Source organism: Rahnella sp. BCC 1045, from assembly GCF_019049615.1.
Taxonomy (GTDB): domain Bacteria; phylum Pseudomonadota; class Gammaproteobacteria; order Enterobacterales; family Enterobacteriaceae; genus Rahnella; species Rahnella contaminans.
The window spans coordinates 1-26,130 of record NZ_JAFMOZ010000087.1 but is presented as its reverse complement, the minus strand read 5'-3'; the positions used below and the strand labels follow the sequence as shown (position 1 = coordinate 26,130).

Annotated in this window: 23 protein-coding genes; 17 read left to right on the top strand and 6 right to left on the bottom strand. The window is 55.6% G+C overall.

What is annotated here, in order from left to right; translation table 11 throughout:
* The first annotated feature begins 141 nt into the window (after positions 1-141).
* On the top strand, positions 142-1,140 hold the full coding sequence (gene kdgT / locus J1782_RS02620; protein ID WP_195812549.1) for a 2-keto-3-deoxygluconate transporter: 999 nt from the start codon (positions 142-144) through the stop codon (positions 1,138-1,140).
* 272 nt (positions 1,141-1,412) lie between these two features.
* Here kdgT and J1782_RS02615 read toward each other — a convergent pair whose 3' ends face one another.
* From J1782_RS02615 to J1782_RS02595, 5 genes are all read right to left on the bottom strand, one after another.
* Complete coding sequence (locus J1782_RS02615; protein WP_244370381.1) at positions 1,413-2,258, bottom strand: amino acid ABC transporter ATP-binding protein; 846 nt, start codon at positions 2,256-2,258, stop codon at positions 1,413-1,415.
* Positions 2,259-2,272: 14 nt separating this feature from the next.
* A complete protein-coding gene (locus J1782_RS02610; RefSeq protein WP_208950452.1) occupies positions 2,273-3,187 on the bottom strand; it encodes an amino acid ABC transporter permease in 915 nt (304 codons plus the stop codon).
* 24 nt (positions 3,188-3,211) lie between these two features.
* Positions 3,212-3,715, bottom strand: a complete 504-nt coding sequence (locus J1782_RS02605) for a GNAT family N-acetyltransferase (protein WP_152325958.1) — start codon at positions 3,713-3,715, stop codon at positions 3,212-3,214.
* 17 nt (positions 3,716-3,732) lie between these two features.
* Positions 3,733-4,656, bottom strand: coding sequence for an ABC transporter substrate-binding protein (locus J1782_RS02600; RefSeq protein WP_195812951.1), 924 nt, complete (start codon positions 4,654-4,656; stop codon positions 3,733-3,735).
* Between the two features lie 201 nt (positions 4,657-4,857).
* Positions 4,858-6,042, bottom strand: coding sequence for a M20 peptidase aminoacylase family protein (locus J1782_RS02595; RefSeq protein ID WP_217152318.1), 1,185 nt, complete (start codon positions 6,040-6,042; stop codon positions 4,858-4,860).
* Between the two features lie 240 nt (positions 6,043-6,282).
* Here J1782_RS02595 and J1782_RS02590 point away from each other — a divergent pair, with 240 nt between their 5' ends.
* From J1782_RS02590 to J1782_RS02570, 5 genes are all read left to right on the top strand, one after another.
* Positions 6,283-7,269 carry an MsnO8 family LLM class oxidoreductase gene (locus tag J1782_RS02590; protein WP_217152317.1) on the top strand — a complete coding sequence of 329 codons (987 nt, stop codon included), beginning with the start codon at positions 6,283-6,285 and terminating at the stop codon, positions 7,267-7,269.
* A gap of 9 nt (positions 7,270-7,278) precedes the next feature.
* A complete protein-coding gene (locus tag J1782_RS02585) occupies positions 7,279-8,616 on the top strand; it encodes an LLM class flavin-dependent oxidoreductase (protein WP_217152316.1) in 1,338 nt (445 codons plus the stop codon).
* A 138-nt stretch (positions 8,617-8,754) separates the two neighbouring features.
* Entirely contained in the window at positions 8,755-9,417 is a 663-nt protein-coding gene (locus J1782_RS02580) for a TetR/AcrR family transcriptional regulator (protein ID WP_217152315.1), read from the top strand.
* Between the two features lie 90 nt (positions 9,418-9,507).
* A complete protein-coding gene (locus J1782_RS02575) occupies positions 9,508-10,485 on the top strand; it encodes an oxidoreductase (protein WP_217152314.1) in 978 nt (325 codons plus the stop codon).
* A gap of 195 nt (positions 10,486-10,680) precedes the next feature.
* The gene (locus J1782_RS02570) at positions 10,681-11,652 is read left to right on the top strand and encodes a chemotaxis protein (protein WP_152325965.1); all 972 of its coding nucleotides are present in this window, start codon (positions 10,681-10,683) and stop codon (positions 11,650-11,652) included.
* A gap of 52 nt (positions 11,653-11,704) precedes the next feature.
* On the opposite strand, the gene J1782_RS02565 is transcribed toward J1782_RS02570, so the two are convergent.
* Positions 11,705-13,039 (bottom strand): PLP-dependent aminotransferase family protein, encoded by a 1,335-nt coding sequence (locus tag J1782_RS02565; RefSeq protein WP_217152313.1) that lies wholly within the window; start codon positions 13,037-13,039, stop codon positions 11,705-11,707.
* 121 nt (positions 13,040-13,160) lie between these two features.
* Between J1782_RS02565 and J1782_RS02560 the strand changes: the two genes are divergently transcribed.
* The 11 genes from J1782_RS02560 (at position 13,161) to katG (ending at position 25,695) form a co-directional block, all read left to right on the top strand.
* Positions 13,161-14,051: a DMT family transporter gene (locus J1782_RS02560; protein ID WP_152325967.1), complete on the top strand. Its 891-nt coding sequence runs from the start codon at positions 13,161-13,163 to the stop codon at positions 14,049-14,051.
* A gap of 166 nt (positions 14,052-14,217) precedes the next feature.
* Positions 14,218-15,225, top strand: a complete 1,008-nt coding sequence (locus J1782_RS02555; protein WP_152325968.1) for a glycine betaine ABC transporter substrate-binding protein — start codon at positions 14,218-14,220, stop codon at positions 15,223-15,225.
* Complete coding sequence (locus J1782_RS02550) at positions 15,222-15,992, top strand: ABC transporter permease (protein WP_152325969.1); 771 nt, start codon at positions 15,222-15,224, stop codon at positions 15,990-15,992. The genes J1782_RS02555 and J1782_RS02550 overlap by 4 nt, the downstream gene beginning before the upstream one ends.
* Positions 15,992-16,777 carry an ABC transporter ATP-binding protein gene (locus J1782_RS02545; protein WP_217152312.1) on the top strand — a complete coding sequence of 262 codons (786 nt, stop codon included), beginning with the start codon at positions 15,992-15,994 and terminating at the stop codon, positions 16,775-16,777. Before J1782_RS02550 ends, J1782_RS02545 begins: the two co-directional genes overlap by 1 nt.
* Before the next feature lie 36 nt (positions 16,778-16,813).
* Complete coding sequence (locus J1782_RS02540) at positions 16,814-18,031, top strand: M20 family metallopeptidase (protein WP_208950444.1); 1,218 nt, start codon at positions 16,814-16,816, stop codon at positions 18,029-18,031.
* Between the two features lie 21 nt (positions 18,032-18,052).
* The gene (locus J1782_RS02535) at positions 18,053-19,615 is read left to right on the top strand and encodes an ABC transporter substrate-binding protein (protein WP_217152311.1); all 1,563 of its coding nucleotides are present in this window, start codon (positions 18,053-18,055) and stop codon (positions 19,613-19,615) included.
* Between the two features lie 12 nt (positions 19,616-19,627).
* A complete protein-coding gene (locus tag J1782_RS02530; protein WP_208950442.1) occupies positions 19,628-20,584 on the top strand; it encodes an ABC transporter permease in 957 nt (318 codons plus the stop codon).
* Positions 20,584-21,441, top strand: coding sequence for an ABC transporter permease (locus J1782_RS02525; RefSeq protein ID WP_152325974.1), 858 nt, complete (start codon positions 20,584-20,586; stop codon positions 21,439-21,441). Before J1782_RS02530 ends, J1782_RS02525 begins: the two co-directional genes overlap by 1 nt.
* Positions 21,434-22,438 carry an ABC transporter ATP-binding protein gene (locus J1782_RS02520; RefSeq protein ID WP_152325975.1) on the top strand — a complete coding sequence of 335 codons (1,005 nt, stop codon included), beginning with the start codon at positions 21,434-21,436 and terminating at the stop codon, positions 22,436-22,438. The genes J1782_RS02525 and J1782_RS02520 overlap by 8 nt, the downstream gene beginning before the upstream one ends.
* Entirely contained in the window at positions 22,435-23,223 is a 789-nt protein-coding gene (locus J1782_RS02515) for an ABC transporter ATP-binding protein (RefSeq protein ID WP_217152310.1), read from the top strand. Before J1782_RS02520 ends, J1782_RS02515 begins: the two co-directional genes overlap by 4 nt.
* Before the next feature lie 261 nt (positions 23,224-23,484).
* Positions 23,485-25,695 (top strand): catalase/peroxidase HPI, encoded by a 2,211-nt coding sequence (katG, locus tag J1782_RS02510; protein ID WP_254302892.1) that lies wholly within the window; start codon positions 23,485-23,487, stop codon positions 25,693-25,695.
* The last annotated feature ends 435 nt before the right edge of the window (positions 25,696-26,130 follow it).

The following is a 26,130-nucleotide window of genomic DNA, read 5'->3' as shown; positions in this document are numbered from 1 at the left end:
GACGGAATATTTATTAAAACTACCGATCTATAAAATAGAAACAACGTTTCAATTTATGAGTTGCATCACTTTTATAGCCCTGAGAAATGGATAACGTAGCGGCATTCGGAAGTCCGTTCCTTTTAAATCAGGTGAAAAATAATGCACATTAAACGAGCGATAGAAAAAATCCCTGGCGGGATGATGTTAGTGCCTCTCTTCATCGGTGCCTTGTGTCATACCTTTGCGCCTGATTCCGGTAAGTATTTTGGCTCCTTCACCAACGGTTTGATCACCGGCACGGTGCCGATTCTGGCCGTCTGGTTTTTCTGCATGGGGGCATCCATCAAACTGAGCGCCACCGGGACGGTTCTGCGTAAATCCGGCACGCTGGTGGTCACAAAAATTGCCGTCGCCTGGATTGTCGCGGCAGTGGCTTCGCGCTTTATGCCGGAAAACGGCGTCGAGTTTGGCTTCTTCGCCGGGCTATCCGTTCTGGCGCTGGTCGCGTCCATGGACATGACCAACGGCGGGCTATATGCCTCGGTCATGCAGCAATACGGTACAAAAGAAGAGGCCGGCGCCTTCGTGCTGATGTCTCTGGAATCCGGCCCGCTGATGACCATGATCATCCTCGGTACGGCGGGAATTGCCTCGTTTGAACCGCATGTTTTCGTCGGCGCCGTCCTGCCGTTCCTGATTGGATTTGGTCTGGGGAACCTCGACCCGGAATTACGCGAATTCTTCAGTAAAGCCGTTCAGACGCTGATCCCGTTCTTCGCATTCGCACTGGGTAACACCATCAACCTGAGCGTTATCGCACAAACCGGTTTGCTGGGTGTGATGCTGGGCGTGTCAGTGATTATCCTGACCGGCATTCCGCTGATACTGGCCGATAAATTCATCGGCGGCGGCGACGGTACCGCAGGCATTGCCGCCTCCAGTTCAGCCGGTGCCGCGGTGGCCACGCCGGTACTGATTGCCGAAATGGTGCCACAGTTCAAACCTGTCGCCCCGGCCGCCACGGCGCTGGTCGCCACGTCAGTGATTGTCACCTCAATACTGGTGCCGATTCTGACCGCGATGTGGTCGCGGAGAGTGAAGAATAAAGCCGTGAAAGGCAAAGTGGCGATGGATCCGCCGATGGCGAGTGTGAAATAGGCAGAACGGGTGGGCGTTCAATCACCCAAGTGGCCGAGAAAGTTTCGGTTTTTCAATCACTGTGAACACTTAACTCCCTGCGCCGAAACCGACAAAAGAGGGCTATGACGAGCCCTCTTTTGAATCTCCGCGTCTTTTTTACTGCGCGCTATTGCTCGCAGTAAAAAAAACCGGGATTTTCAAGGGGCGCGGCGAAAGGCGCTCCTTGTAGCCAGTCTGGGCTGTAACCCCAAGGTCCTGACCCTCACCGCAAGTGAATAAATTTGCCAATCTTAAAGCACCTTCTCCAGGAAGGCTTTTGTCCGCTTATGCACCGGCCTGTCCAGCACCTGCGTTGCACTTCCGCTCTCGACAACGGCGCCATCCACCATAAACACCACCTGATCGGCGACCTGTCGCGCAAAACCGATTTCGTGCGTGACCACCACCAGCGTCACACCTGACTGCGCCAGTTTTTTGATGACGTCCAGCACTTCGCCGACCAGCTCCGGATCAAGCGCGGAGGTGGGTTCGTCGAACAACATCACTTTCGGATTGAGCGCTAAGGCGCGTGCGATGGCGATACGCTGTTGCTGGCCGCCGGAAAGATGGCGCGGCCAGGCGTGGGCTTTTTCGCGTAAACCGACGGTATCCAGCAGCTCATAAGCACGGGCGATAGCTTGTTTGCGGTTCAGCAAGCCGTGAACGACGGGCGCTTCGATGATGTTATCCAGCACCGTCATGTGCGGGAATAAATTGAAATTCTGGAAAACATACCCGACGTGGGTGCGTTGTTTGAGGATTGCGCGTTCTTTCAGTTCGTACAGCGTATCGCCTTTGCGGCGGTAACCGATGTAATCGCCGTCAATCTGGATAAACCCCTCATCGACGCGTTCCAGATGATTGATGGTGCGCAGCAGGGTAGATTTCCCTGAGCCGGACGGGCCAAGGATCACCGTTACCGTGCCGGGTTCGATGCTCAGGCTGACGTTATCAAGCGCTTTATGCGCGCCATAGTATTTGCTCAGGTTATTGATCTCGATGCGCCCGACGGTGGCGGCCAGCGGCTGGCGCGGAAACAACCGTTCAACGGACGCGTCATGAGGCGGTTTTACGAATAAATCAAAGGCTTCAGACATAGATTTCTCCAGAATTATGAACGGGCGATACGCCACTGGCGCAGACGCTGCAACGGCGTAGGCGCAACCTGGCGCACGGTGCCGCGCGAGAAGTAACGCTCGACGTAATATTGCAGCACCGACAGCACGGTGGTAATCAGCAGATACCACACGGTCGCCACCATCAGCAGCGGGATCACCTGCTGCGTGCGGTTGTAAATCACCTGTACGGTGTAGAACAGCTCCGGCATGGAAAGCACGTAAACAATCGATGTGCCTTTCGCCAGACTGATTACTTCGTTAAAACCGGTCGGCAGAATCGAGCGCAGGGCCTGAGGCAAAATGATGCGGAACGTCCGGCGGTAGGCCGGTAAACCGAGCGCGGCGGCGGCTTCGTGCTGGCCGTGTTCGACGCCTAAAATCCCGCCACGGATGATTTCTGCGGTATATGCCGACTGCACCAGCGAAAGCCCCAGAACCGCGACCGAGAACTGATCCAGCAAATTCACGGTTGGCGTGCTGAAAAAGGAAATGGACGTAAACGGAATGCTGAGCGACAGGCTGTCGTAGAGATACGAAAAGTTGTAGAGGATGATCAACACCAGCAACAGCGGTAGCGAGCGGAACAGCCAGATATATCCCCAGGCCAGCGCATTCATCAGATAGGATTTTGACAGGCGGGCGAGGGCCAGCGCCGTCCCTAAAATAATGCCAAAAAGCGTGCCCAGTAAGGTCAGCAGCAGCGTTTTCCCCAGCCCGGAAAGGATGACCGGGTCAAAGAACCACTGGCGAAAAACGCCCCATTCCCAGCGGGAGTTGGTCGCAATTGACTCAACGATGCCCAGCAGGATAAAAACTGAAAATATCGCGCCAGCCACCCGCCACGGATAGCGTGCAGGAACCACTTTTAGCGGCGGATGTTTCACGGAAGTCGGGGCGTTTTCACTCATGGTGTTCTCTTTCTTCTGGCAATTTCAGGTAACAGGGACGTCAGCGGTCAGCGCCTTGGTAAACGGCAAACGACCGTCGTACGGCGGGCGGGAATAGACATCCGGGTCGAGACGCGTGTCAAACAATGGCTGATAACCGTGGGACAAATACAATCCGACCGCTTCCGGCTGGCGGAAACCGGTGGTGAGGAAAACTTGCTGATAACCGTAAGCGGCGGCGCGGCGTTCCAGTTCGAGTAAAACCTTCTGTGCCAGCCCCTGGCGCCGCAGTGAGCGGTGCGTCCAGATGCGTTTCAGCTCTGCCGTTTTCTCGTCGTAGCGTTTGTAAGCACCCATCGCAATGGGCGCTCCGTCTCTCAGCAGCACAATAAACGTGCCGTCCGGTTTGGAAAATACGCTGTCATCTTCCGGCGGCTGGCTGGAGAAATACTCACCGTAGCGCTCGCGGTATTCACCGAACAGCCCCTGAATGAACGGCGCAATCAGCGGGTCTTCCGGCACGGTCTGGATAAAAACGTCATCGCTCATGATGCAATCCTCTTTACTCAGTCGCCCAGTCCTGGCGGATTAATTTCGGAGTGGTCGATTTTCTCAACGCTTTCACCCCAGCGGTTAAGCACCTGCAAATAGGTGCCGTTGGCGATGGCGCTGTTAAGGGATGCCTGAACCGCGTCCACCAGACCGTTGCCTTTTTTCAGTGTCACGGCAATGTTCGCGGTTTTCGGCCAGCCGCCCGGCACAGTGCCGACCAGTTTGGTTTTGCCGGTTAACAGCGCTTTGTAGGCACCGGTGACGTTTGGCCCGAAGGTCGCATCGGCGCGGCCAGATTGGATCGCCAGCGTCGCGGCGGCGTCATCAGTGACGTACTGTGGTTTCAGCGCCGGTAAGCCTTTGGCCTGATTCTCTTTATCCCACGCCAGCAACACGGCTTCCTGATTGGTGCCGGAGCCGACAATAATGCGTTTCCCGGCGATATCCGGCGCGGATTGAATCGAGGTGATTTTGCTGTCGGATTTCACGTAAAAGCCCAGCGTATCTTCGCGATACGTGGCGAAATCAAACTTGGTTTTGCGGTCTTTCGTGACGGTAATGTTGTAGATGGCGGCGTCGTATTTCCCGGAGGTCACGCCCAGCGGCCAGTCTTCCCAGGAAGCCGGAACCACTTTCAGTTTCAGGCCCAAACCGTCGGCGACCAGACGGGCGATATCCGCTTCACTGCCGATCACGGTCTTATTATCGCGGGCATACAGGCCAAACGGCGGGGCGCTGCCCAGCACGGCGAGCGCCACGGTCAGCGTGCCGGGTTCAACAAACTTAAAGTTAGCCGGGATTTTTGCCACAGCTTCCGGGCTTTTCGGCGCGTTAATGGGTTTTTCATTCGCAATCAGGTCGATACCCGGTGCAGCCTGTGCCAGTGCAGAAAGACTTAATAAAGCGGCGATGGTGGTTAATTTAAGGCTGTGTTTCATCATTATTTTTATACCCTGCATTCTTATTGTATGTGGTGATGACAGTGAGACGACAATTTCACTATTCCCGAGTGTTACAGGGATGTAAAACAACAAAATTAAATAATGAAAGAGATAAATTGGAAATAAAGGCCTGCCTGAAATAGCCACGCAAAACGCCCGGATTACCGGGCATTTCAACAGGAATGAAATTAAAGAAGGCTATTTTCCGGTTAATTCCCGCAGTGCTTTCTCAGCCAGTTGCTGGAAATAGGCGGCTGCCGGATAAATAGCGGATTCGTCAGGATTAAATTGCGGATGATGCAAGCCAAATTCACTGGCGGAACCGATGCTGACGAACGCGCCGGGGACGTGATGCAGATAAAAAGCAAAATCTTCGCCGCCCATTTGCGCCGTCGCGACTTCCGCTTTATAGCCAAATTCAGCCGCTGCTTCCAGGCTGAAATCCGCCCAGCGTGGCGTATTCACCACCGCCGGCGGCCCGCCAAACCAGTGCAGTTCGGCTTTCGCACCCAGTGCCGTGGCCACGCCAGAAATTACCTGACGGATACGTTCCGGAATCTGTTCGCGGACAGCGTCGTTATGTGTGCGTACGGTGCCTTCGAGTTCGACGGTTTGCGGCAGCACGTTCCAGGTATTGCCGCCTTCAATGCGCGTGACGCTGACCACCGCCGCTTCCTGCGCGCTGACGTTGCGGCTGACCACGGTTTGCAGCGCCGAAATGATGTGGCTGGCGGTGACAATACTGTCGACGCCTTCCTCGGGATGCGCGGCGTGTGCGCCTTTGCCGGTGATCGTGATACTGAACCGGTCAACGTTGGCATAGAACGCGCCGCCTTTGGTGGAAAAGGTGCCGACCGGCAGCTCAGGCGCATTGTGCAGGCCGAAAATGACGTCAACGTTTTCCAGCGCACCGGCTTTAATCAGCTGCGATGCGCCGCCAAACCGCTCTTCCGCAGGCTGGAAAAACAGACGCACGCGCCCCGGAAGCTGGTCTTCGCGGGCTTTGAGTAAATACGCCGCGCCAAGAATAACGGACGTGTGAAAATCGTGGCCGCAGGCGTGCATCACGCCGGGATGTTGCGAGCTGAAAGGCACGCCGGACGCTTCTTCAATCGGCAGCGCGTCAATATCACCGCGCAGCGCCACCAGCGGGCCATCCGGAGAGCCGATTTCAGCCACAACGCCGGTTTTCAGCCCGAGATCCAAAATCCGTACTCCGGCCGCATTCAGCCAGCCGGTAATTCTTTGCGTGGTCGCAAATTCCTGATTCGATAATTCAGGGTTCTGATGTAATTCACGACGATGGGCGATGAGTTTGCTTTCTAATAAGGATGAACCGGACAGCGTCCCGGAGCGCTCTTCATTGGCAAGTGAAATGCTCATTATTCGTAGCCTTTTATAAGGTGTGGTTGCAGTCATTTCATCGTAGACAGGAAACCCCTTTTCGCTAAAGACTCTGTGGCTATATTTTATAAGCAGTTTTCTTCTCAGGGCGCATAGCAAAATAATGGCTATCGATGCGCAATTTAATTATTTAGCTTTGTCCTCACTTCATGGAACTCTTTTTAACATGAACTGATTTTTTTCATGAATTGAAATCTGTGGATAAAAGGAATACCCCGAGTGAATTACCGACTGAGCTTATTAGACCAAAGCCCGATAAATGAAGGACAACGTGCGGAGCAGGCACTGGAGGCCACGCTGACGTTTGCGAAAACGGCAGAAAAACTCGGTTATCACCGCCTGTGGGTTTCTGAACATCACGACACAGAAAAGCTGGCAGGCAGCTCGCCGGAAGTGCTGATTGCCTGGCTTCTGGCTCAGACCTCGACGCTGCGGATCGGCTCCGGCGGCGTCATGCTGCAACATTACAGCCCCTACAAAGTCGCGGAGAATTTTCATCTGCTTTCTGCGCTGGCGCCCGATCGGGTGGATATCGGCATCGGCAAAGCGCCCGGCGGTTTACCGCTATCAACCAAAGCGCTGCGGGGCCATGCTCCGGCAGATTCCGCACCCGGTTTCCCCGCGCAGTTACAGCAACTGACGCATTATCTGACTCATCTCGACGACAATCTGGCCGGTGTCGAAGCCCGCGCATTGCCGCAGCCGCCGGTTGTGCCGCAGCGTTTCCTGCTGGGCGCGAGCAAAGAAAGCGCCCGTCTGGCGGCCTCGCTGGGTTGGAATTTTGTTTTTGCCGGTTTCATCAACACGTCCGCAGAAGTGATGACCGAATCGGTGCTGGCGTACCACGAATATTCCGCCGGACAGGGGCAGGCGCTGGTCAGCCTTGCGGTGCTGGCCGCCGAAACGCGGGAACAAGCCGCCGCGCTGGTGGCAGAGCAACATAATTTCCGCGTCACCGTTGGCGATAAACATGTGACTGTCGGCACCCGCGAACAGGCCGAAGCGTTTGTCCGGCAAGCCGGGGCGACGCAGTACCGCATTGAACAGCAGCAGATCAGTGTGCTGCACGGCACGCCCGCCGATATTCATGAACAGCTGCGCGACATTCAGCGCCGTCTGTGCGTTAACGAATTTGTCATTCATACCCCACTGACAGATGCCGCCGTGCGTCTGAAGTCCATCGAATTGCTGGCTGGCCAGCTTTAAGGAGTTCTCATGAGCCATTCAAAAAGTATCAAGCTCGGTCTGATGTTGCACGGGGCAGGCGGGCATATGAATTCATGGCGTCACGAAAAAGCGCCTGCCGATGCCAGCGTGAATTTTCCGTATTTTCGCGATTTAGCGTTGCGCGCTGAAGCCGCCGGTTTTGATTTCCTGTTTGTGGCCGACGGTCTGCACATCAACGAAAAATCGCTGCCACATTTCCTCAACCGCTTTGAGCCGGTTGCGCTGCTGTCGGCACTGGCGTCCGCCACCCACAGCATCGGGCTGGCGGGGACGATTTCGACGTCGTACAGCGATCCGTTTACTGTGGCGCGCCAGCTGGCGTCGATTGACAACATCAGCCAGGGCCGTGCGGGCTGGAATGTGGTGACGTCGCCGCTGGCCGGTTCGGCGAAAAACTTTGGCAAAGATCATCCCGAGCATGCGCTGCGTTACCAGATTGCGGAAGAGTACATCAACGTGGTGCAGGGTTTGTGGGATTCGTGGGAAGACGGCGCGTTTGTGCGTGACCGCGAAAGCGGCGTGTTTTTCGATGCAGCCAAACTGCACAAACTCAATCATCAGGGGCAATTTTTCTCGGTCGAAGGCCCGCTGAATATCCAGCGTTCGCCACAGGGGCAGCCGGTGATTTTCCAGGCGGGCGCTTCTGATGCGGGTATCGCACTGGCGGGTAAATCTGCTGATGCAGTCTTCACCAATGCGCGCACGCTGGAAGAGGCGCAGGATTACTCCGCCAAACTCCGGGCGCAGGTAGCAAAAAATGGCCGTCATCCGGTGGGAATTTTCCCCGGCATCAGCCCGGTTGTCGGCAAAACTGAAGCAGAAGCGGAAGCCAAATATCAGTACCTGCTTTCGCTGCTTTCCCTCGACGACGCGCTGGCGTATCTCGGCCGCTTCTTTGACCATCACGATTTCAGCCAGTACCCGCCGGATGGCCCGTTCCCTGAGCTGGGCGATTTAGGCCAGAATACGTTCCGTTCCACCACCGACAGCATCAAGAAACAGGCGAAAGAGGAAAACCTCACATTGCGTGAAGTGGCGTATCAGACCACGCTGCCGCGCGGTGAGTTTTTCGGTACGCCGGAACAGGTCGCCGACCGCCTGATCCGCTGGGTGGAGGAGGGCGGTGCGAGCGGGTTTATCATCAGCGGACCGGTGCTGACCGAAGCGCTCGACGACATCACCCGTCTGGTGCTGCCGGTGCTGGCGGCGCGCGGTTACTGGCATCCTTCCGAGGCGCATACGCTGCGCGAGCGGCTGGATATTCCGTTCAAAACCAATCGCTACAGCACGCCGGAAACTGTTCGTGAGGCTGTGAGCGCTAAATAGTTACAACATACTGATCTTTAAAAACAGCCCGCCCGGTTCAGCCGCGGCGGGCTTTTTGCTGTTCAGGGAATGACGGGGTTGCCTGCGCAGAGAATTGGGGGTAGGCTTTTGGCAATTAAAAAACGATCGGTCTAAATTATGAGTGATGCACTGACAATCCCGCCCGAAGCCCCGCCCGTAGCGGCTAAAAAGCCCCGCCGTGGCCGTCCGCCGAAAACTGAACGCGAGTTTGCGGATACGCGTGACGCGCTGATCCGCTCAGGGCTGGAAGTGATCACGGAGATGGGCTATCTGTCGGCGGGTATCGATGCGGTGATTAAAAACATCTCTGTACCCAAAGGATCGTTTTATCACTATTTCGCCAGCAAACAGGATTTCGGCATGGCAGTGCTAACGTCCTACGGTGCGTTCTTCGCCCATAAGCTTGATAAGTTTTTACTCAATGACGCATTGGCGCCTCTGCAACGCATCGGCGCATTTGTCGATCACGCTGGTCAGAGTATGGCGAGATTTGAATTTAAACGGGGCTGCCTGGTCGGCAATTTATTACAGGAATCCCCCCTGCTTCCCGATGATTTCCCGGAAAAGCTGAAAGCGATTTTGCAGGAATGGGAAAACCGCGTGGCGCGTTGTCTGGAAGAAGCGCAGCGGGTGGACGGCATAAACTCCGGCACGCCTCCTGCGCAACTGGCGGAGATCTTCTGGTCGGGCTGGGAAGGGGCAGTGATGCGCGCCAAACTGTTCCGTTCAGCCGAACCCCTGAATCAGTTTTGGGCATATTTTCAGAAAAACATTCAATAAGAAATTCAAAAATAGCACCTGCAATCATTACGTTAGTCATCGCATTTCTAACGACAACTCTTCGAACTCCTGAATAATTAAGGGAACAAAATGAAAGCACTGGTTCTGGAACAGCAAGACAAAGCCACACTGGCCGAAGTTAAAGAGATCACACTGCCGGAAATGGCGGAAGGCGATGTGCTGGTGGATATCAGCTGGTCCGGTCTGAATTACAAAGACGCGCTGGCGATCACCGGCAAAGGCAAAATCGTCCGTCAGTTTCCGATGGTGCCGGGGATCGATTTTTCCGGCCGCGTCAGCCGCAGCAATGACGCCCGCTTTACTGCTGGCCAGCCGGTCATTCTCACCGGCTGGGGCGTGGGCGAAACACACTGGGGCGGTCTGGCAGAACAGGCTTGCGTGAAAGGCGACTGGCTGGTGGCTTTGCCGGAGGGGCTGGCGGCGCGTAATGCGATGATCATCGGCACGGCAGGTTTCACCGCCATGTTGTGCGTGATGGCGCTGGAGGAGGCGGGCGTTAAACCGGAAAGCGGAACCGTCGTCGTGACCGGTGCCAGCGGTGGCGTGGGCAGTACGGCTGTCGCATTGTTGCATACGCTCGGCTATACCGTTGCCGCTGTAACCGGCCGCGAGTCCACGCACGATTACCTGCGTAAACTGGGTGCCAGCGAAATTCTCTCCCGCGATGATTTCGCCGAAACCCGTCCGCTGGAAAAACAAATCTGGGCGGGCGCGGTGGATACCGTCGGTGACAAAGTGCTGGCCAAAGTGCTGGCGCAAACTAACTACGGGGGTTGCGTGGCGGCCTGCGGGCTGGCGGGCGGTTTTGGTCTGCCGACGACCGTAATGCCGTTTATTCTGCGCAACGTGCGTTTGCAGGGCGTGGATTCTGTTTCCGTGCCCGCTGACCGCCGTACTGCCGTCTGGGAACGTCTGCTGAAAATCCTGCCGCAGAGTTTCTACGAGCAGGCGGCGACTGAAATTACGCTTGAACAGGCTCCGGCCGTGGCGGCGGATTTCCTCGATAATAAAATTCAGGGCAGAACGCTGGTGAAAATCGCCGGTTAACCGCTTTTTCCGGCATCTCCCGGGTGCCGGATATCTTTCTCCTGCTCAATTTCCTCTCTGCACTAAAGAATTTCCCCGTCCGGGCCGATAAATAAGCCGTCCCTCTGAGAAAAAAAGAAAATTAATTTCCTGATTTTCCGAATGACGCGCACGGCAAACGCACACGAAAACTAATAACGAAGGCATGGGGAAAGTATGGATAATTTTCAGAAAGAAATTGATGAAAGAACAAATCTCACTTCATCAAACCGGTTTGAATTACTGTTGTTCCGTCTGGGCTCATCGCCTGATGAAGAGCAGTCAGAATTATTTGGCATCAACGTTTTCAAGCTGCGTGAAATTGTCCCTATGCCGGCGCTGACCAAGGCGGCGGGAATGTCATCGCCGATGATGGGGATGACCAATATTCGCGGTGAAATTATTCCGGTGATAGACCTGCCTGCGGTCGTCGGCTGCGTGCCGAAAACCGGGCTGAATATTTTGCTGGTCACCGAATATGCCCGCAGCACGCAGGCTTTTGCGGTGGAATCAGTGGACGACATTGTTCGTCTGGAATGGAGCCAGGTGCTGGCGGCAGAATCCGGTGTGAAGAGCCGTAACATCACCAGCATTGCGCGTCTGGATAACGATAAATCCAGCAACCGTCTGGCGCTGGTGCTGGACGTCGAGCAAATCCTGCACGACATTATCCCGAACAACAATATCGACATGGACAAGAAGAAAACCAGCTCGTTCAAGATGAAACCGGGCACGGTGGCGATTGTTGCGGAAGACTCCAAAGTCGCGCGCCAGATGCTGGAAAAAGGTCTGAACATGATGGAAATCCCGGCGCAGATGCACGTAACCGGTCTGGAAGCCTGGAATAAAATCCGCAAAATGGCCGAAGAATGCAAAGCCGCTGGCGTACCAATTTCAGACAAGATCTCCTTCGTGCTGACGGATCTGGAAATGCCGGAAATGGATGGTTTCACGCTGACGCTCAATATCAAACGTGACGAATTCCTGAAGAATATCCCGGTGATTATTCACTCCTCACTCTCGGGCAGCGCCAATGAAGATCACGTCCGCAAAGTCGGTGCCGACGGGTATGTGGCGAAATTCGAAATCAACGAACTCGAAGCCGCAATTCATAAAGCGCTGGACGCGAAAAAAGTCGTTCACGGGTAGGTTAGGAATACAGTTTAAATGCCCGCGCAAGCGGGTTTTTTTATGCCTGTGATCACCGGTATTGCTCGAACTCAATGGTTTCCCGAACCTTGTGTAACGTGGTGCGCAGGACTTCGATGGAAACTGAACCGAGCGCGAGCCGCAGCGCTTGCGGCACATTGACCGACGTGCAAAAAGGTGCGGCGGACGAAACAGAAATATTGCTGTCCATTAACGCACTGACCACCCGTTCGGCTCTGACATCTTCCGCCAGCGGTAGCCAGAGAAAGTACGAAACCGGATGTGTGATGCACGTCAGCGGGCCCAGACACTCCTTCGCCACACCCTGTCGCTGCCGCGCATCTCGCCTTTTCAGCGCTTCAAACCGCGACACGGTCCCGTTTTCAATCCAGCCGCACACCAGTGTGGTCATCAGCGACGGCGTATTCCAGATTGTCGAGCGGATTGCCCGTTCAATCGCGGGCCGGTGCTGTGCAGGGCAGATCACCGTACCGACGCGTAATCCGGTCGCGACATTTTTTGAAAAACCGGTGACATAAACGGTGCGTTCCGGTGCATAAAACGCGACCGGCGGCGGCGGGCGCTGCACGAGATAGGCATACGCGGTGTCTTCGATAATTAGCAAATCATGCTCTCGGGCAATCTCCGCCAGCGTTTTGCGCTGATTGCGATCCAGAACCCAGCCGAGGGGATTGTGCAGCGTGGGCATGGTGTAAACCGCACGCACATGCCGTCTGGCACAAAGCTGGCGCAGTGCGTCAAGATCCGGCCCATCGGGATGAGACGGAATAGCCACAAGTTCAAGGTGATACAGTGCCGCCAGCGCCTTGAATCCGGGGTACGTCAGCGCATCAACCGCCACCACATCGCCGGGGCGGAGCAGCCCCATCACCGTAACCGTCAGGCCGTGCTGCGCACCATTGACGATCAGCACGTTTTCAGCTTCCGGCGTGAAGCCGTTTCCGGCCAGATGACGGGCAATAATCTCGCGGTCGGTCAGCCTGCCGGCGTGCGGCTGGTAGCGCAGATGGGATTCGATATCGCCCGTGGTGGCCATCTGGCGCAGCGCTTCGCGCAGCAATTCACCCTGACCGGGCAGTGCAGGATAGTTGAAGTTCAGATCCGTTACGTCGGTCGCGATAACATGCTGATCGACGCCGTGCCCCGCAGGCAGGGAAATATCACGTACAAACGTGCCGCGTCCGGTTTCGCCGCTGACCAGTCCCATCGCTTCCAGTTCGGTATACACGCGGGTCGCGGTCGCCAGCGAAATGTGCTCTTTCGCCGCCAGAAAACGGTGCGTCGGCAGCCTTGTACCTGCTGCGAGCGTGCCGGAACGGATGGCTTTCGCGAGGTTATCGACGAGGGTTTTGTATCGGGCTTTCATGAATTGTATCCATGACAATAATTTGATTGTACCGGATTGAGGAGACTACCATCGCCGCGTTCATTGCTCAAATTCCTACAGTGAGGTCTGCGTGGTTAATTCAGGGGTACCTAAAACAAAAGTGAATAAGACAGGGGGTATTAAATCAGAACCGGGCGCGTTATCCGGTTGGGTTAACGGTTTACTGGGCGTGATAATTTTCAGCGGCTCGCTGCCCGCCACGCGTGTCGCCGTGATGCAGTTGGACCCGTTCTTCCTCACCTTTGCCCGCGCGTCGGTTGCGGGTTTTTTCGCGGTGATACTGGTGTACGTAACCCGCGAGAAATGCCCTAAAGCATCGCAGATTTTACCGCTGATCATCGTTTCACTGGGCGTTGTGACAGGTTTTCCGCTGCTGACGGCGATGGCGCTTGAACACGTTACGTCGGCTCATTCCATCGTTTTTCTCGGGCTGCTTCCGCTCACGACGGCGATTTTTGGCGTGATCCGCGGCGGAGAAAGGCCGGGTGCCGCTTTCTGGATTTTTTCAGTGATCGGCAGCCTGCTGGTTGTCGGATTCGCCCTCTCGCAATGTGCTTCAGTTTCGCTGACCGGCGATTTACTGATGCTCGCGGCGGTGGCCGTTTGTGGTCTGGGCTATGCCGAAGGCGCAAAACTCACCCGCGTTTTAGGCGGCTGGCAGGTGATCAGCTGGGCGCTGATCATTTCGCTGCCGTTTATGCTCGTTGCCTCCGTCATTCTGCGGCCCGCATCCTTCAGCGCTGTCAGCGTTTCTGCCTGGATTGCGCTGGGTTACGTGTCGCTTTTCAGCATGCTCATCGGGTTTATCTTCTGGTACAAGGGCCTGGCGATTGGCGGGATCGCCGCTGTCGGGCAATTGCAGTTACTCCAGCCATTCTTCGGGCTCGCGTTGTCTGCCACGATTTTGCATGAAACCGTCAACCCGCTGATGCTCGCCGTCACACTCGGCGTCATTGCCTGCGTGGCCGGGTCACGGAAATTCGCGCGTTAACCTGAAAGCGCTATATTATTTTTGCGAATAATAAATAACGTTATTTAAACGCCCGCCTAATCTTGCCACGAATAAATACTTAGCAATAATCCATCTAAATAAACCGGCCCGGTCTGAATATACTGGGTCGGCGCTAATTGCTTAATTTATTTACAGGATAATTAGAATGAAAAAAAGTCTCTGCTTATTACTCGCAGCGGGTAGCTTGTGGACGCACGCGACGTTTGCTGCAGCACCGGAAGAAGTACGGGTCGCCTACAGCGGCGGTTCTCAGGTGTTATTACTGGCAAAAGCTGACGGCTCTTTAGACAAAGCATTAAACAGCAAAGTGAAATGGGTCCAGTTTGCTACCGGTGCGGATGCGCTGACGTATTTCGCCAGCAACGCCATCGATATTGCCAACTTCGGTTCAAGCCCGGCGACTGCCGGTATTGTGCGTAAATTACCGGTGGAAATTATTGGTGTTTCCGGGGTAATTGCGACTTATGAACGGCTGATTGGTAAAGACGGCATTCATAATATTAAAGACATTGAAGGTAAGCGCGTGGCTTATCCGCCGAATTCTACGGCGCAATATGCGCTGGAAGCGGCAATCAGCGTCAACAAACTGGATCGCAGCAAAATTACGTTATTACCCCTGCGTCCCGCAGAAATGGTCGCTGCATGGAAACGCGGCGATATTGACGCGGGTTATGTCTGGGCACCGTTCGCTCAGGAGCTGGAGTCTTCCGGCGGTCATCAGGTCTTTGCGACCAAAGATCTGCAAAAAGACGGTTACCTGATTTACAACAACTACGTGGTGCGTAAAGCCTTTGCGCAGCAATATCCGGAAGTTGTCACCGCATTCCTGCGCGTTCATCAGCAAAAAGTGGACGAGTTTAAACGCGATCCGGAGCATGCGGCGGCCATCGTGGCCAAAGAAGTGGGCGCGCCGGTGACCACGGCGGCCAACACGCTGGGCGGGCTGGAATATCCGACGCTGGCGGAGCAGGGCACGGCGGCGTGGTTGGGGAACGGCACGCAAACCAGCGACAGCGGTATCGGCAAAGCGCTGACGAAAACCTCGGATTTCCTCGCAGGCATTGGCGAACTGCGTAAGCGTGATATTCCGGCCAGCTGGGACAATGCCATCAACTCCCAATACATCCGTGATGCGGCAGCCACCGCAAAATGAAGATGGGGCAACACATCACGATCAGCGTGATATCGGTCGGGATTTTCTTTGCTCTCTGGCAAATCGCCGCGACAAGGCAGTGGGTGGATCCGCTGCTGCTGCCTTCGCTGACCGACATCGGCCTGACTACCGAAGAGTTGCTGGCCGACGGTTACCGTCAGGTGCCGTTATGGCAGCACGTCGCGGTCAGTCTGGCACGGGCGCTGAGTGCTTTTTCGGTGGCGGTTATTTTAGGCATTCCGCTGGGGCTGCTGATGGGATTATCGGAAGGGCTGTCGGCGGTACTTAATCCGTTCGTTCAGTTTCTGCGTCCTCTGCCTAAGATTGCACTGATCCCGCTGGCCGTCGTCTGGCTGGGTATCGGCGAAGCCTCCAAGTTCTTCCTCATTTTCATCGCCACATTTCTGAGCGTTGTGGTTGGCGCGAATGCCGCCGTCGAGCGCATCGGGCGTTCGCGCATTCGGGTGGCGCAAACGCTCGGGGCATCACGCAGGCAGATTTTCCTGCGCGTGGTGCTGCCCGATGCGCTGCCGGAGCTTTTCACGACGGTCAGGTTGTCGGTCGGGATCGGCTGGACGTCGCTGATTGCCGCTGAAATGGTCGCCGCCAGTTCGGGACTGGGCTGGATGGTCATCAACGCCAGTTCATATTTACGTACGGATATTGTCATGCTGGGCATTTTGCTGCTCGGCGGCATTGGGTATTTGCTGGACTTATTACTTCTGGGGCTGCAACGCCTGTTTGTGCCCTGGGCGGGAAAAGAATAATGGCTGAACAAATTGCGCTTGAAGACGTGTCGTTGCAGTTTACCGCAAAACCGCACGCCTTCACCGTGCTGGAAGACATCTCCTTAACGTTGCAAAAGGGCGAATTTGTCGTTTTGCTCGGGCCGTCGGGTTGCGGCAAATCCACCATCCTTAATCTGGTCGCAGGCTTTCTTCAGCCCGATACCGGTCGTGTGCTTTGCGGCGGCAAGATTGTACAAAAACCCGGCCCGGCGCGGGGCATGATCTTCCAGCAACCGAATTTATTTCCGTGGCTGTCGGTGCTTGATAACGTCACGTTTGGCCCGCGTCTGAGCAGGCATCGCAAGGAGGACGTTAACGCCGAAGCCATGGACTGGCTGGCGCGCGTCGGGTTGCAAGGCTTTGAGCATCATGCGCCGTGGCAGTTATCCGGCGGGATGAAACAACGTGTGGCGCTGGCCCGTGCGTGGTTACCCGGTCCGGAAGTCTTGTTACTCGACGAGCCCTTTGGCGCGCTCGACGCCCAGACCCGCCTGATGATGCAGGAACTGCTGCGCTCAGCGTGGCTGGAAACCGACACCACGCTGCTGTTTGTCACGCATGACGTAGAGGAAGCGCTGTTTCTTGCAGACCGCATTCTGGTGATGTCGGCTAAACCGGGCAAGATCGTCGAAGAAATTGTCTCTCCCTTTGGCCGTGAACGCGATATCGAAACCCTTGCAGAGCATCCGCAGTACAGCGAAATCAAACATCACGTTTTACATCGCGTCCGCCAGGAGGCGAAACGTCATCTGAACACTCTCTGAAATGAATTAACTGTCATCAATATAAAGGTGAAAACAATGAGCAATAGCGAATTAAAAGCCCGGCTGGAACAGAGTATTCATCAGCACCGTGACGACTATATTGCGATATCCAGGGACATTCATGCGCATCCGGAAACCGGGAATAACGAATATTATGCCAACGACGTGCTCACGACGTTGCTGCAAAAACACGGCTTCAGCGTGACGTCCAACGTTGCCGGGCATGAAACCGCGTTTTACGCCGTAAAAGACAGCGGTGAACCCGGCCCGACCATTGCCTATCTTGCGGAGTACGACGCGCTGATCGATATCGGCCATGCCTGCGGTCACAACATTATTGGCGTGAGCAGCATTGCGGCCGCCGTGGCGCTGAGTGATACGCTCAGTGAAACCGGCGGCAAAGTGTTGGTGCTGGGTACGCCGGCTGAAGAAGGCGGATTGCGGGGCAAAGGCGGCCTGAACGGCAACGTAAAAGCGCGCTTTGTCGAACACGGTTTTCTGGATGATGTGGACGTCGCGCTGATGGTGCATCCGTCCGGGAGAACGCGGCTTTCCGGCCCGTCGCTGGCAAATAATCATCTGTATTTTCATTTTTATGGCAAGCCGTCTCATGCCGGCAGCTCACCGCATAAAGGCGTTAATGCGCTGGATGCGCTGGTGTTGCTCTATAACGGTATCAGCGTCTTGCGCCAGCAACTGCCGGACGGTGTGCGCGTTCACGGCATTATCACCAACGGCGGGCAGGCACCGAACGTTATTCCTGAATACGCCTCAGCGCACTATTACATCCGCGCGGATACGCGGGAAGAAGTGCTGGCGCTTGAGCCACGGATCCGCGCAATTGCCGATGGCGTGGCGCTGGCGACAGGCACAACGGTCAAAATTGAGCATCAGGTCGGGCCGCGGGATTTCAATATCAATCATGTGCTCAATGGCGTGCTGCTGGAAGAATTCACGGCCGCCGGTGAAACCGTTGATCTGAGCGAAAAAGAGGGCAAAGGCTCGACGGATGCGGGTGATATCAGCCACGCCGTACCGACCGCGCACCCGTACATCAAAATCGGACCTGACGATCTTATCGGCCACACCGTCGCTTTTCGCGAAGCCGCCAACTCTGTTCAGGGTTATGACGCACTGATCACCGGCGCGCTGGTGCTGGCCCGCACCGGGCTGCGTCTGCTCACCGAACCTGCGCTTTTGCAGGACGCTAAAGATGAATTTGCCGGGCAAAAAAATCGCTCAAACGCCGCCTGATCTTACCGGAGCTACAACAAAATGAAGATGATGTTTTCTGCCGCCGCACTCTTGCTGGCGGCGGCTTTACCCTGGGATAACGCGCAGGCTGAAACGGTCAACCGGAACGCCACGCTAAACATTGCTTACGGCAACCGCCCTGGCACACTCGACCCTTATCTGACGACCAATAATGCAACGTCAGATGTGGACAGGAACATCTTTGAAGAGCTGTTTACCCTTAACGATAAGTTTGAGCCGGTACCGGAACTGGTGGCGTCTTACACCCTCAGCGACGACCGGAAAACCTACACGTTTGTCTTACGTGATGGCATACATTTCCATGACGGGCAACGGCTGACGGCCGACGATGTGGTGGCCTCGATGAACCGCTGGCTGGCGGTTTCCACGCAAGGTAAAGCCAATCTGCCCGGCGCGCAATTTACCAAAATAGACGATAAAACGGTGCAGCTGACGTTGCCAGCGCCGTCGCTGATCACGCTTAACGTGCTGGCGGATGTGAAAAATATCGCTGCTATCATGCCGGAACGGTTGATTGACGAGGCGAACAGCACGAAAAAACCGGTCACCGAACTGGTTGGCACCGGGCCGTACAAACTGGCGGAATTCAAGCAGGGCGAGTATTTGCATCTGACGCGTAATGACAATTACGTCTCACGCAAAGAACCGGCCAGCGGGTTGTCGGGTGAGAAAAAAGCAGACGTCAAAGATATTTGGTTCCGTTATATCACCGATGAGTCAACGCGCCTCGCGGGTGCCATGACCGGGGAATACGACATCGTTTTCAATTTGCCAAAAGACAATATTGAAGCACTCAGCAATCTTCCGGATTTGTCGCTGACGCGGCCGGAAAGCGGCGGTTCATTGATCACATATTTGTTTAACAAGCAGCAGGGGCCGTTTGCAAACGTTAAGCTGCGCCAGGCCTTTAATCTGGCGCTCGACGTGCATCAGACCCTGCTGGCTGGCTACAGCGATCCGCGCTTTTTTGTCGAAGATCCGTCGTTAGGTTTCCCGGAGCAGGTGGACTGGTACAGCGAAGCGGGTAAACCGTACTGGAATCAGCATAACCTCGAAGAAGCCCGCAAACTGGTGAAAGAGTCTGGCTACAACGGTCAGGAGGTGGTGATTATCGCCACTAAAGAATATGCCGAACTTTACAACCTGGCGATTGTTGCACAGCAGGTTCTCAAGCAAATCGGCGTGAAATCTCGTCTGGATGTCTACGACTGGCCGACCGTATTGCAGCGCCGTCAGGATCCGAAAAACTTCGACCTCTGCGCACTGGAATTCTCAATGCGACAGGTTCTGCATCAGTATCCTTTCCTGGATTCCCGCGCCAGATTTCCCGGCCTGAGCAACAGCCCGGAAATCGATACGGTTCTGGATGGCATCAAGCAGGCACACTCGCTAAAAGACGCCAGAGGGCTGGTTGATAAGCTTAACGTACTGACGTGGCAATACCTGCCGGTCATTGTGCTTGGACGAACCACGCCGGAGCCGGTCGCTATTAAGAAAAACGTGCACGGTTACCATGACCTGATCGGGCCAGTGCTGTGGAATGTGACGGTCACCCAGCCCTGACGGGAGAGATTTATGAAGTGGTTTCTGTTTCACCGGCTGATGGCGCTGTTGCCCGTATTGTTTGTGGTATCGCTGGTGGTGTTTTGCCTGGTACATCTGGCGCCGGGTGATCCGGTGCTGGTGATCCTCGGTAACGATGCCAGCCCGCAGGATATCGCAACGCTGCGCCAGCAGATGGGGTTGGATCAGCCGCTGCTGGCGCAGTTTGTGCGCTGGTTTGGTGCGGTGATTTCCGGTGATCTCGGCCACTCTTTGTTTCTCAATGCCAGCGTTACCGACCTGTTTATGCAGCACCTCGCGCCGACGATGTCGCTGGCATTATACGCGCTGGCGATTGCGCTTACTTTCGGGCTGGCGGGGGGCGTGGTCAGCGCCTGGCAACATGGACGGCTGGCAGACAGGGTGATCCGGTCGCTGGCGACGTTCGGAATGTCGGTGCCGGGTTTCCTGCTGGGGCTGTTCCTGATCTTTGTCTTCGCCGTCAGGCTGCGGTGGTTTCCGGTGGTCGGTTATCGTTCCACCAACGATGACGGGTTGCTGAACCTCTGGTATCTGACGCTTCCGGCGATTGCGCTGGGATTTCGCATTGCTGCGCTGATCTCGCGCATGACACGCGCGGTGATGCTCGACGTTTTGCAGGAGAATTACATCAATACTGCCCGCGCCAAAGGCGTACCGGAATCTCTGGTTTTGCTGCGTCACACGTTGAAAAACGCGCTGATCCCGGTGCTTACTATTTGCGGTGAATCTTTTGCCTCGCTGGTCACAGGAACGATTGTCATTGAAAGTGTATTCGGTATTCCGGGTATCGGTTCACTGATTGTGGACTCCATTGAACGACGCGACTTTACTGTGATTCAGGGGGTGGTTCTGCTGATTACCGTCTGCTACGTGCTGATCAATTTGCTGGTTGATGTGCTCAGTTATCTGGCCGATCCGCGACTGTCCGTTGAAGGAAGTGAAAACTGATGCTGCATAACAATACCAGGCTGTTTTTCTGGGGCGGCGTGCTGGTGGCGATTGTGTTGCTCTCATTTTGCAGCAGCCTGTTTAGCCCTTACGACGCCTACAGTATTGACCCGCTAAGCCGCCTTAAACCGCCGGATGCTGCGCACTGGTTTGGCACAGATAATTTTGGCCGGGACCTGTTTGTACGGGTTGCCGTGGCGGTACGCGTTTCACTGTCCGTCGGTGCGGCAGTGGCGCTGATTGCCGGATTTACGGGGCTGACCGTCGGGCTGATGTGCGCCTGGTTCCGCCCGCTGGACCTGATTCTGATGCGTGTGTGCGACGGCCTGTTTGCCTTCCCTTCATTACTGCTGGCGATCGCAATTGTCGGCGTGCTGGGGCCGAATATCGCCAATGTAGTGCTGGCGTTATCGCTGGTGTATGTGCCGTCGATAGCCCGTGTTATCCGCGGCGCGGCGATGGTGGTCAAAGAGAAAAATTTCATTGAAGCGCTGCGGGCGCAGGGCGCGTCGTCCGGGCGCATCATCTGGTTGCACCTGCTACCGAATGTCATTTCGCCGCTAATTGTGCAGGTGACGTGGGTCTTTTCGGTGGCGATCCTGACGGAAGCGGCGCTAAGTTTTCTCGGCTCCGGCGTGCCTGCGCCCACGCCAAGCCTCGGTAATTTATTACTGGAAGGCAAAGCGGTGATTTTCACTGCGTGGTGGATGACATTTTTTCCCGGGATCGCCATCGTGCTGCTGATTCTGGCGCTCAATATCATCGGGGATGATTTGCGTGACGGCGCGGAACCGGGCCTGAAAGCCCTGCCTGTGCGCGTTATGCGTCAGTTGAAAAAAGGAGCACAGCGTGGCTGATCCTCTCGACGAACCACACTTGCTGCGGGTGAATAATTTGCAGGTCAGCTTTGCGACGCCAAAAGGCGTGGTGACGCCGGTGCGCGATGTCTCTTTTGACGTTGGGCGCCATGAAACACTCGGCATTATCGGCGAATCCGGCTGCGGTAAAAGCGTCACTGCGCAGGCGCTGATGGGGTTACTGACGCCGCGAACCAGCCGGGTTGATGGCGAAATTATACTTTCCGGCGAACGGCTGGATGTGCTTTCGTCAGGAACCCGCAGGCGGCGCAGCGGTCGTGATATCGCGATGATTTTTCAGGATCCGCTGTCCAGTTTAAATCCGGTTTTCACCATTGGCTTTCAGATTGAAGAAAGCCTGCGTTTGCATACGTCACTGAAGCGGCAGCAGCGTCGGGAAAAAGTTATCAGCCTGCTGGAACAGGTCGGGATCCCCGAACCGGCACGCTGCGCCAGCGCTTATCCGCATGAGCTTTCGGGAGGGATGCGTCAGCGCGTGATGATTGCGATAGCCGTCTCCAATGCGCCTTCGTTGCTCATTGCCGATGAGCCTACGACCGCACTGGACGCGACCATTCAGGCGCAGATTCTGGATCTGCTCGATGACATCAAACGGCAGTCTGCGATGGGTATCGTGATTATCACGCACGATCTCAGCGTGGTGGCGAGGCTTTGCCAGCGCGTCGTCGTGCTCTATGCCGGGCAAGTGGTGGAGGAAACGGACGTTGTGACGCTGTTTCAACATCCGCGTCATCCGTATACGCGGGCACTGCTGGCGGCACGGCCATCTGCCGGTCGGGAACCCAAATCCCGGCTGGATGAAATTCGCGGCAGCGTTCCGGCACTTGACGCTTTACCGCAGGGCTGTGCCTTTGCCGGACGCTGCTCCCGGGCAACTACGCGGTGCCTTGAAGACTCGCCGCCGCTACGTACGCTGGGTGGCGCGCCCCATCAGGTGCGCTGCTGGTACGCTGAAAACACAGGATCCCCGTCATGAGCCAGCCACTGCTGCGGGTCGATAATTTGTCGAAAACCTTTCACCGGCGCGGCCACAGCGTCCACGCCGTACAGGGTGTCAGTTTCACGATCCATGCCGGGGAAACCTACGCGCTGGTCGGGGAGTCTGGTAGCGGGAAAAGCACCACCGGACGCACAATTTTAGGGCTGACGCCCGCCTCAGGTGGAACAGTCGAGTTTGACGGCGTCCCGCTGCTGACGCGCAACGCCGCACAATGGCGGAGCCTGCGCAAAGACATCCAGATCATTTTTCAGGATCCGCTTTCAACGCTTGACCCGAAACGTACCGTGGGCTACAGCATCGAAGAACCGCTGATTATTCATGGCGTAAAAGATGCCAATCAACGGAAGAAGGCTGTGGTGGAAATGCTGGTACAGGTCGGGCTCAATGCCACCGATGCCGGGCGTTATCCGCAGCAGTTTTCCGGCGGACAGCGGCAGCGTATCGGCATTGCACGGGCGCTTATCCTGCGTCCGAAGCTGATCGTTTGTGATGAACCGGTTTCCGCGCTGGACGTGTCGATTCAGTCGCAAATTCTCAATTTGCTGATGTCGCTCCAGCGCGAATACGGGCTGGCCTATCTGTTTATCTCGCATGATTTAAATGTTGTGCGGCACGTCGCGGATCGGGTCGGCGTGATGTATCAGGGAAGAATCGTCGAAGAAGGGGAAAGCGGGGCACTTTTCACACAGCCACAGCATGAATACACACGGTATTTGCTGAAAGCCATTTTGCCTGCGGAGCCGGTGGCCTCTGCGCGCTAACGGCGCTGCGTGACGATAAAAAACCCAAAGCCCGCTCAATCTCCTGCGCGGGCTTTTTTCATTTTGCGACACCGGCAAAGTAGCCTTTTACTTTAACTGGCTATTCTATAATCAGTGTCGGGATTCAGAAATTGTGGAAACTCACAGAACGAACGCTGAGATCAGAAGGGAAGGTCTATCAAATGCATAGGATGTTCCAGATGTGACTGGTTTAAATCCGCGTATAGAGTAGCAATGAGACTACATAACAGGAGTGTGAGCATGAGCAGTTCTATTGATGAAGAAGCAAACGACGCAAAACCCATTGTTGAAGCAGAGCGTGAAGCCTCCGGCGGTAAATGTCCTTTTCATGCAGGAAAAACGAATGAAACGTCTGGCGGCGGGACAAGCAATCGCGACTGGTGGCCAAACCAGCTCAGAACCGATTTACTGAACCAGCATTCCGCCCGCTCAAACCCGTTGGGCGAGGCGTTTGATTACCGCAAAGAATTCGCCAAATTAGATTACTCCGCGCTCAAAGCCGATATCAAAGGCGTCCTGACCGAGTCGCAACCCTGGTGGCCTGCGGACTGGGGCAGCTACATTGGTCTTTTTATTCGCCTGGCATGGCACAGCGCCGGGACATACCGTTCCGTTGATGGCCGTGGTGGTTCAGGCCGTGGTCAGCAACGTTTTGCACCGCTGAACTCCTGGCCGGATAACGTCAGCCTCGACAAAGCGCGCCGCCTGCTGTGGCCGGTGAAACAAAAATACGGCCAAAAAATTTCCTGGGCCGATCTCTATATTCTGGCGGGTAATGTCGCGCTGGAGAATTCCGGTTTCCGCACCTTTGGATTTGGTGCCGGGCGTGAAGACGTCTGGGAACCGGATCTGGATGTGAACTGGGGCGACGAAACCACCTGGCTGGAACATCGTCATCCTGAAGAACTTGCCAAATCTCCATTGGGCGCCACCGAAATGGGGCTGATTTACGTCAACCCTGAAGGCCCGAACCACAGCGGTGATCCGGCCTCTGCGGCTCCGGCCATCCGCGCCACGTTCGGCAACATGGGCATGAACGATGAAGAAATTGTCGCGTTAATCGCCGGTGGCCATACGCTGGGTAAAACTCACGGTGCCGCACAAGCCAGCCATGTGGACGTTGACCCGGAAACCGCTCCGATCGAAGCGCAGGGTCTGGGTTGGGCAAACAGCTACGGCAGCGGTGCCGGGCCGGATGCCATCACGTCCGGTCTGGAAGTCATCTGGTCGCAAACGCCAACCCAGTGGAGCAACTACTTCTTCGAAAACCTGTTCAAATATGAGTGGGTGCAGACCCGCAGCCCGGCGGGCGCTATTCAGTTTGAAGCGGCCGATGCGCCGGATATCATTCCTGATCCGTTCGATACTTCGAAAAAACGCAAACCGACCATGCTGGTCACTGACCTGACGCTGCGATTTGACCCGGAATTTGAGAGGATTTCGCGCCGGTTCCACAGCGATCCTCAGGCCTTTAACGAAACATTTGCCAGAGCCTGGTACAAACTGACCCACCGCGATATGGGGCCGAAAGCGCGTTATATCGGGCCGGAAGTGCCGAAAGAAGACTTAATCTGGCAGGATCCGTTGCCGGTGCCGGTTTATCATCCGACCGTTGCTGATATCGCCGTGCTGAAAGAGAAGATTGCGGCGTCCGGCCTGACGGCGGGCGAACTGGCGTCGGTGGCGTGGGCATCGGCCTCGACGTTCCGTGGCGGTGATAAACGCGGCGGGGCAAACGGTGCGCGTCTTGCGTTACTGCCGCAAAGACAATGGGATGTTAACGCCGCAGCGGTGCGCGTGTTGCCTGTGCTGGAGTCCATTCAGCAGTCGCATCCGAAAGCGTCGCTGGCGGATGTGATTGTGCTGGCGGGCGTCGTCGGTGTGGAAAAAGCAGCGAAAGCGGCTAACGTCGACATCGACGTCCCGTTCACGCCGGGGCGTGTGGATGCGCGTCAGGATCAGACCGATGTTGAGTCGTTTGATTTGCTCAAACCGAGAGCCGATGGTTTCCGCAACTATCGCGGTGATACCGGCAAAACCTCGACTGAAAATCTCCTGATCGACAAGGCCCAGCAACTGACGCTGACCGTACCGGAGTTAACGGTACTGATTGGCGGATTGCGTGCGCTGGGAACCAACTTCGACGGCAGCCAGCACGGCGTATTCACGGATAAAACCGGTGAGCTGAACGCGGACTTCTTCACCAATCTGCTCGATATGCGCACTGAATGGAAAGCCACTGATTCCACCGGTGAACGTTTCGAAGGTCGTGACCGCGTCACGGGGGAATCCAAATTCACCGCCACCCGCGCCGATCTGGTGTTTGGCTCGAATGCCGTTCTGCGTGCCAGCGCCGAGGTTTACGCCAGCAGCGATGCGAAAGAGAAATTCGTGAAGGACTTCGTCGCCGCCTGGACCAAAGTAATGAATCTGGACCGTTTTGATATTTGAGATGGGGTGAGTTGAAGTATTAAGTTGAAAGCCCGCCCGGAAGATTGGGTGGGCTTTTTTGTTTTTTGGCTGAATGATGATGGAATAGAAAAGCGCGGGGATAATTCCTGGCACGGAATTGATAAATCGCCAGCGCATAGCGTAACTCGCTGCTACTTGCGGATAGTCCGTTTTTCCCAGCCAGCCGGCGTTGTAGCCTGCAGCAACCGGCGCAGGGTTTCGGGGGCTTGAAGTGCCGCGACGGTATATTTGATAAAAAAACTAAAGATTTCAAAGGGGATGCCGATAATAGCTTTTACATAAACTAATTTGAATGCTCTGACTTTATTTAAAGCCTGTAGCCGTCAAAGTTTTGTTAACAGTCAATTATCAACTAAGAGGTTAAGGAATGAGCGAAGACATTGAGCAGAAAATTGAAAATAGCATCTCCGATAT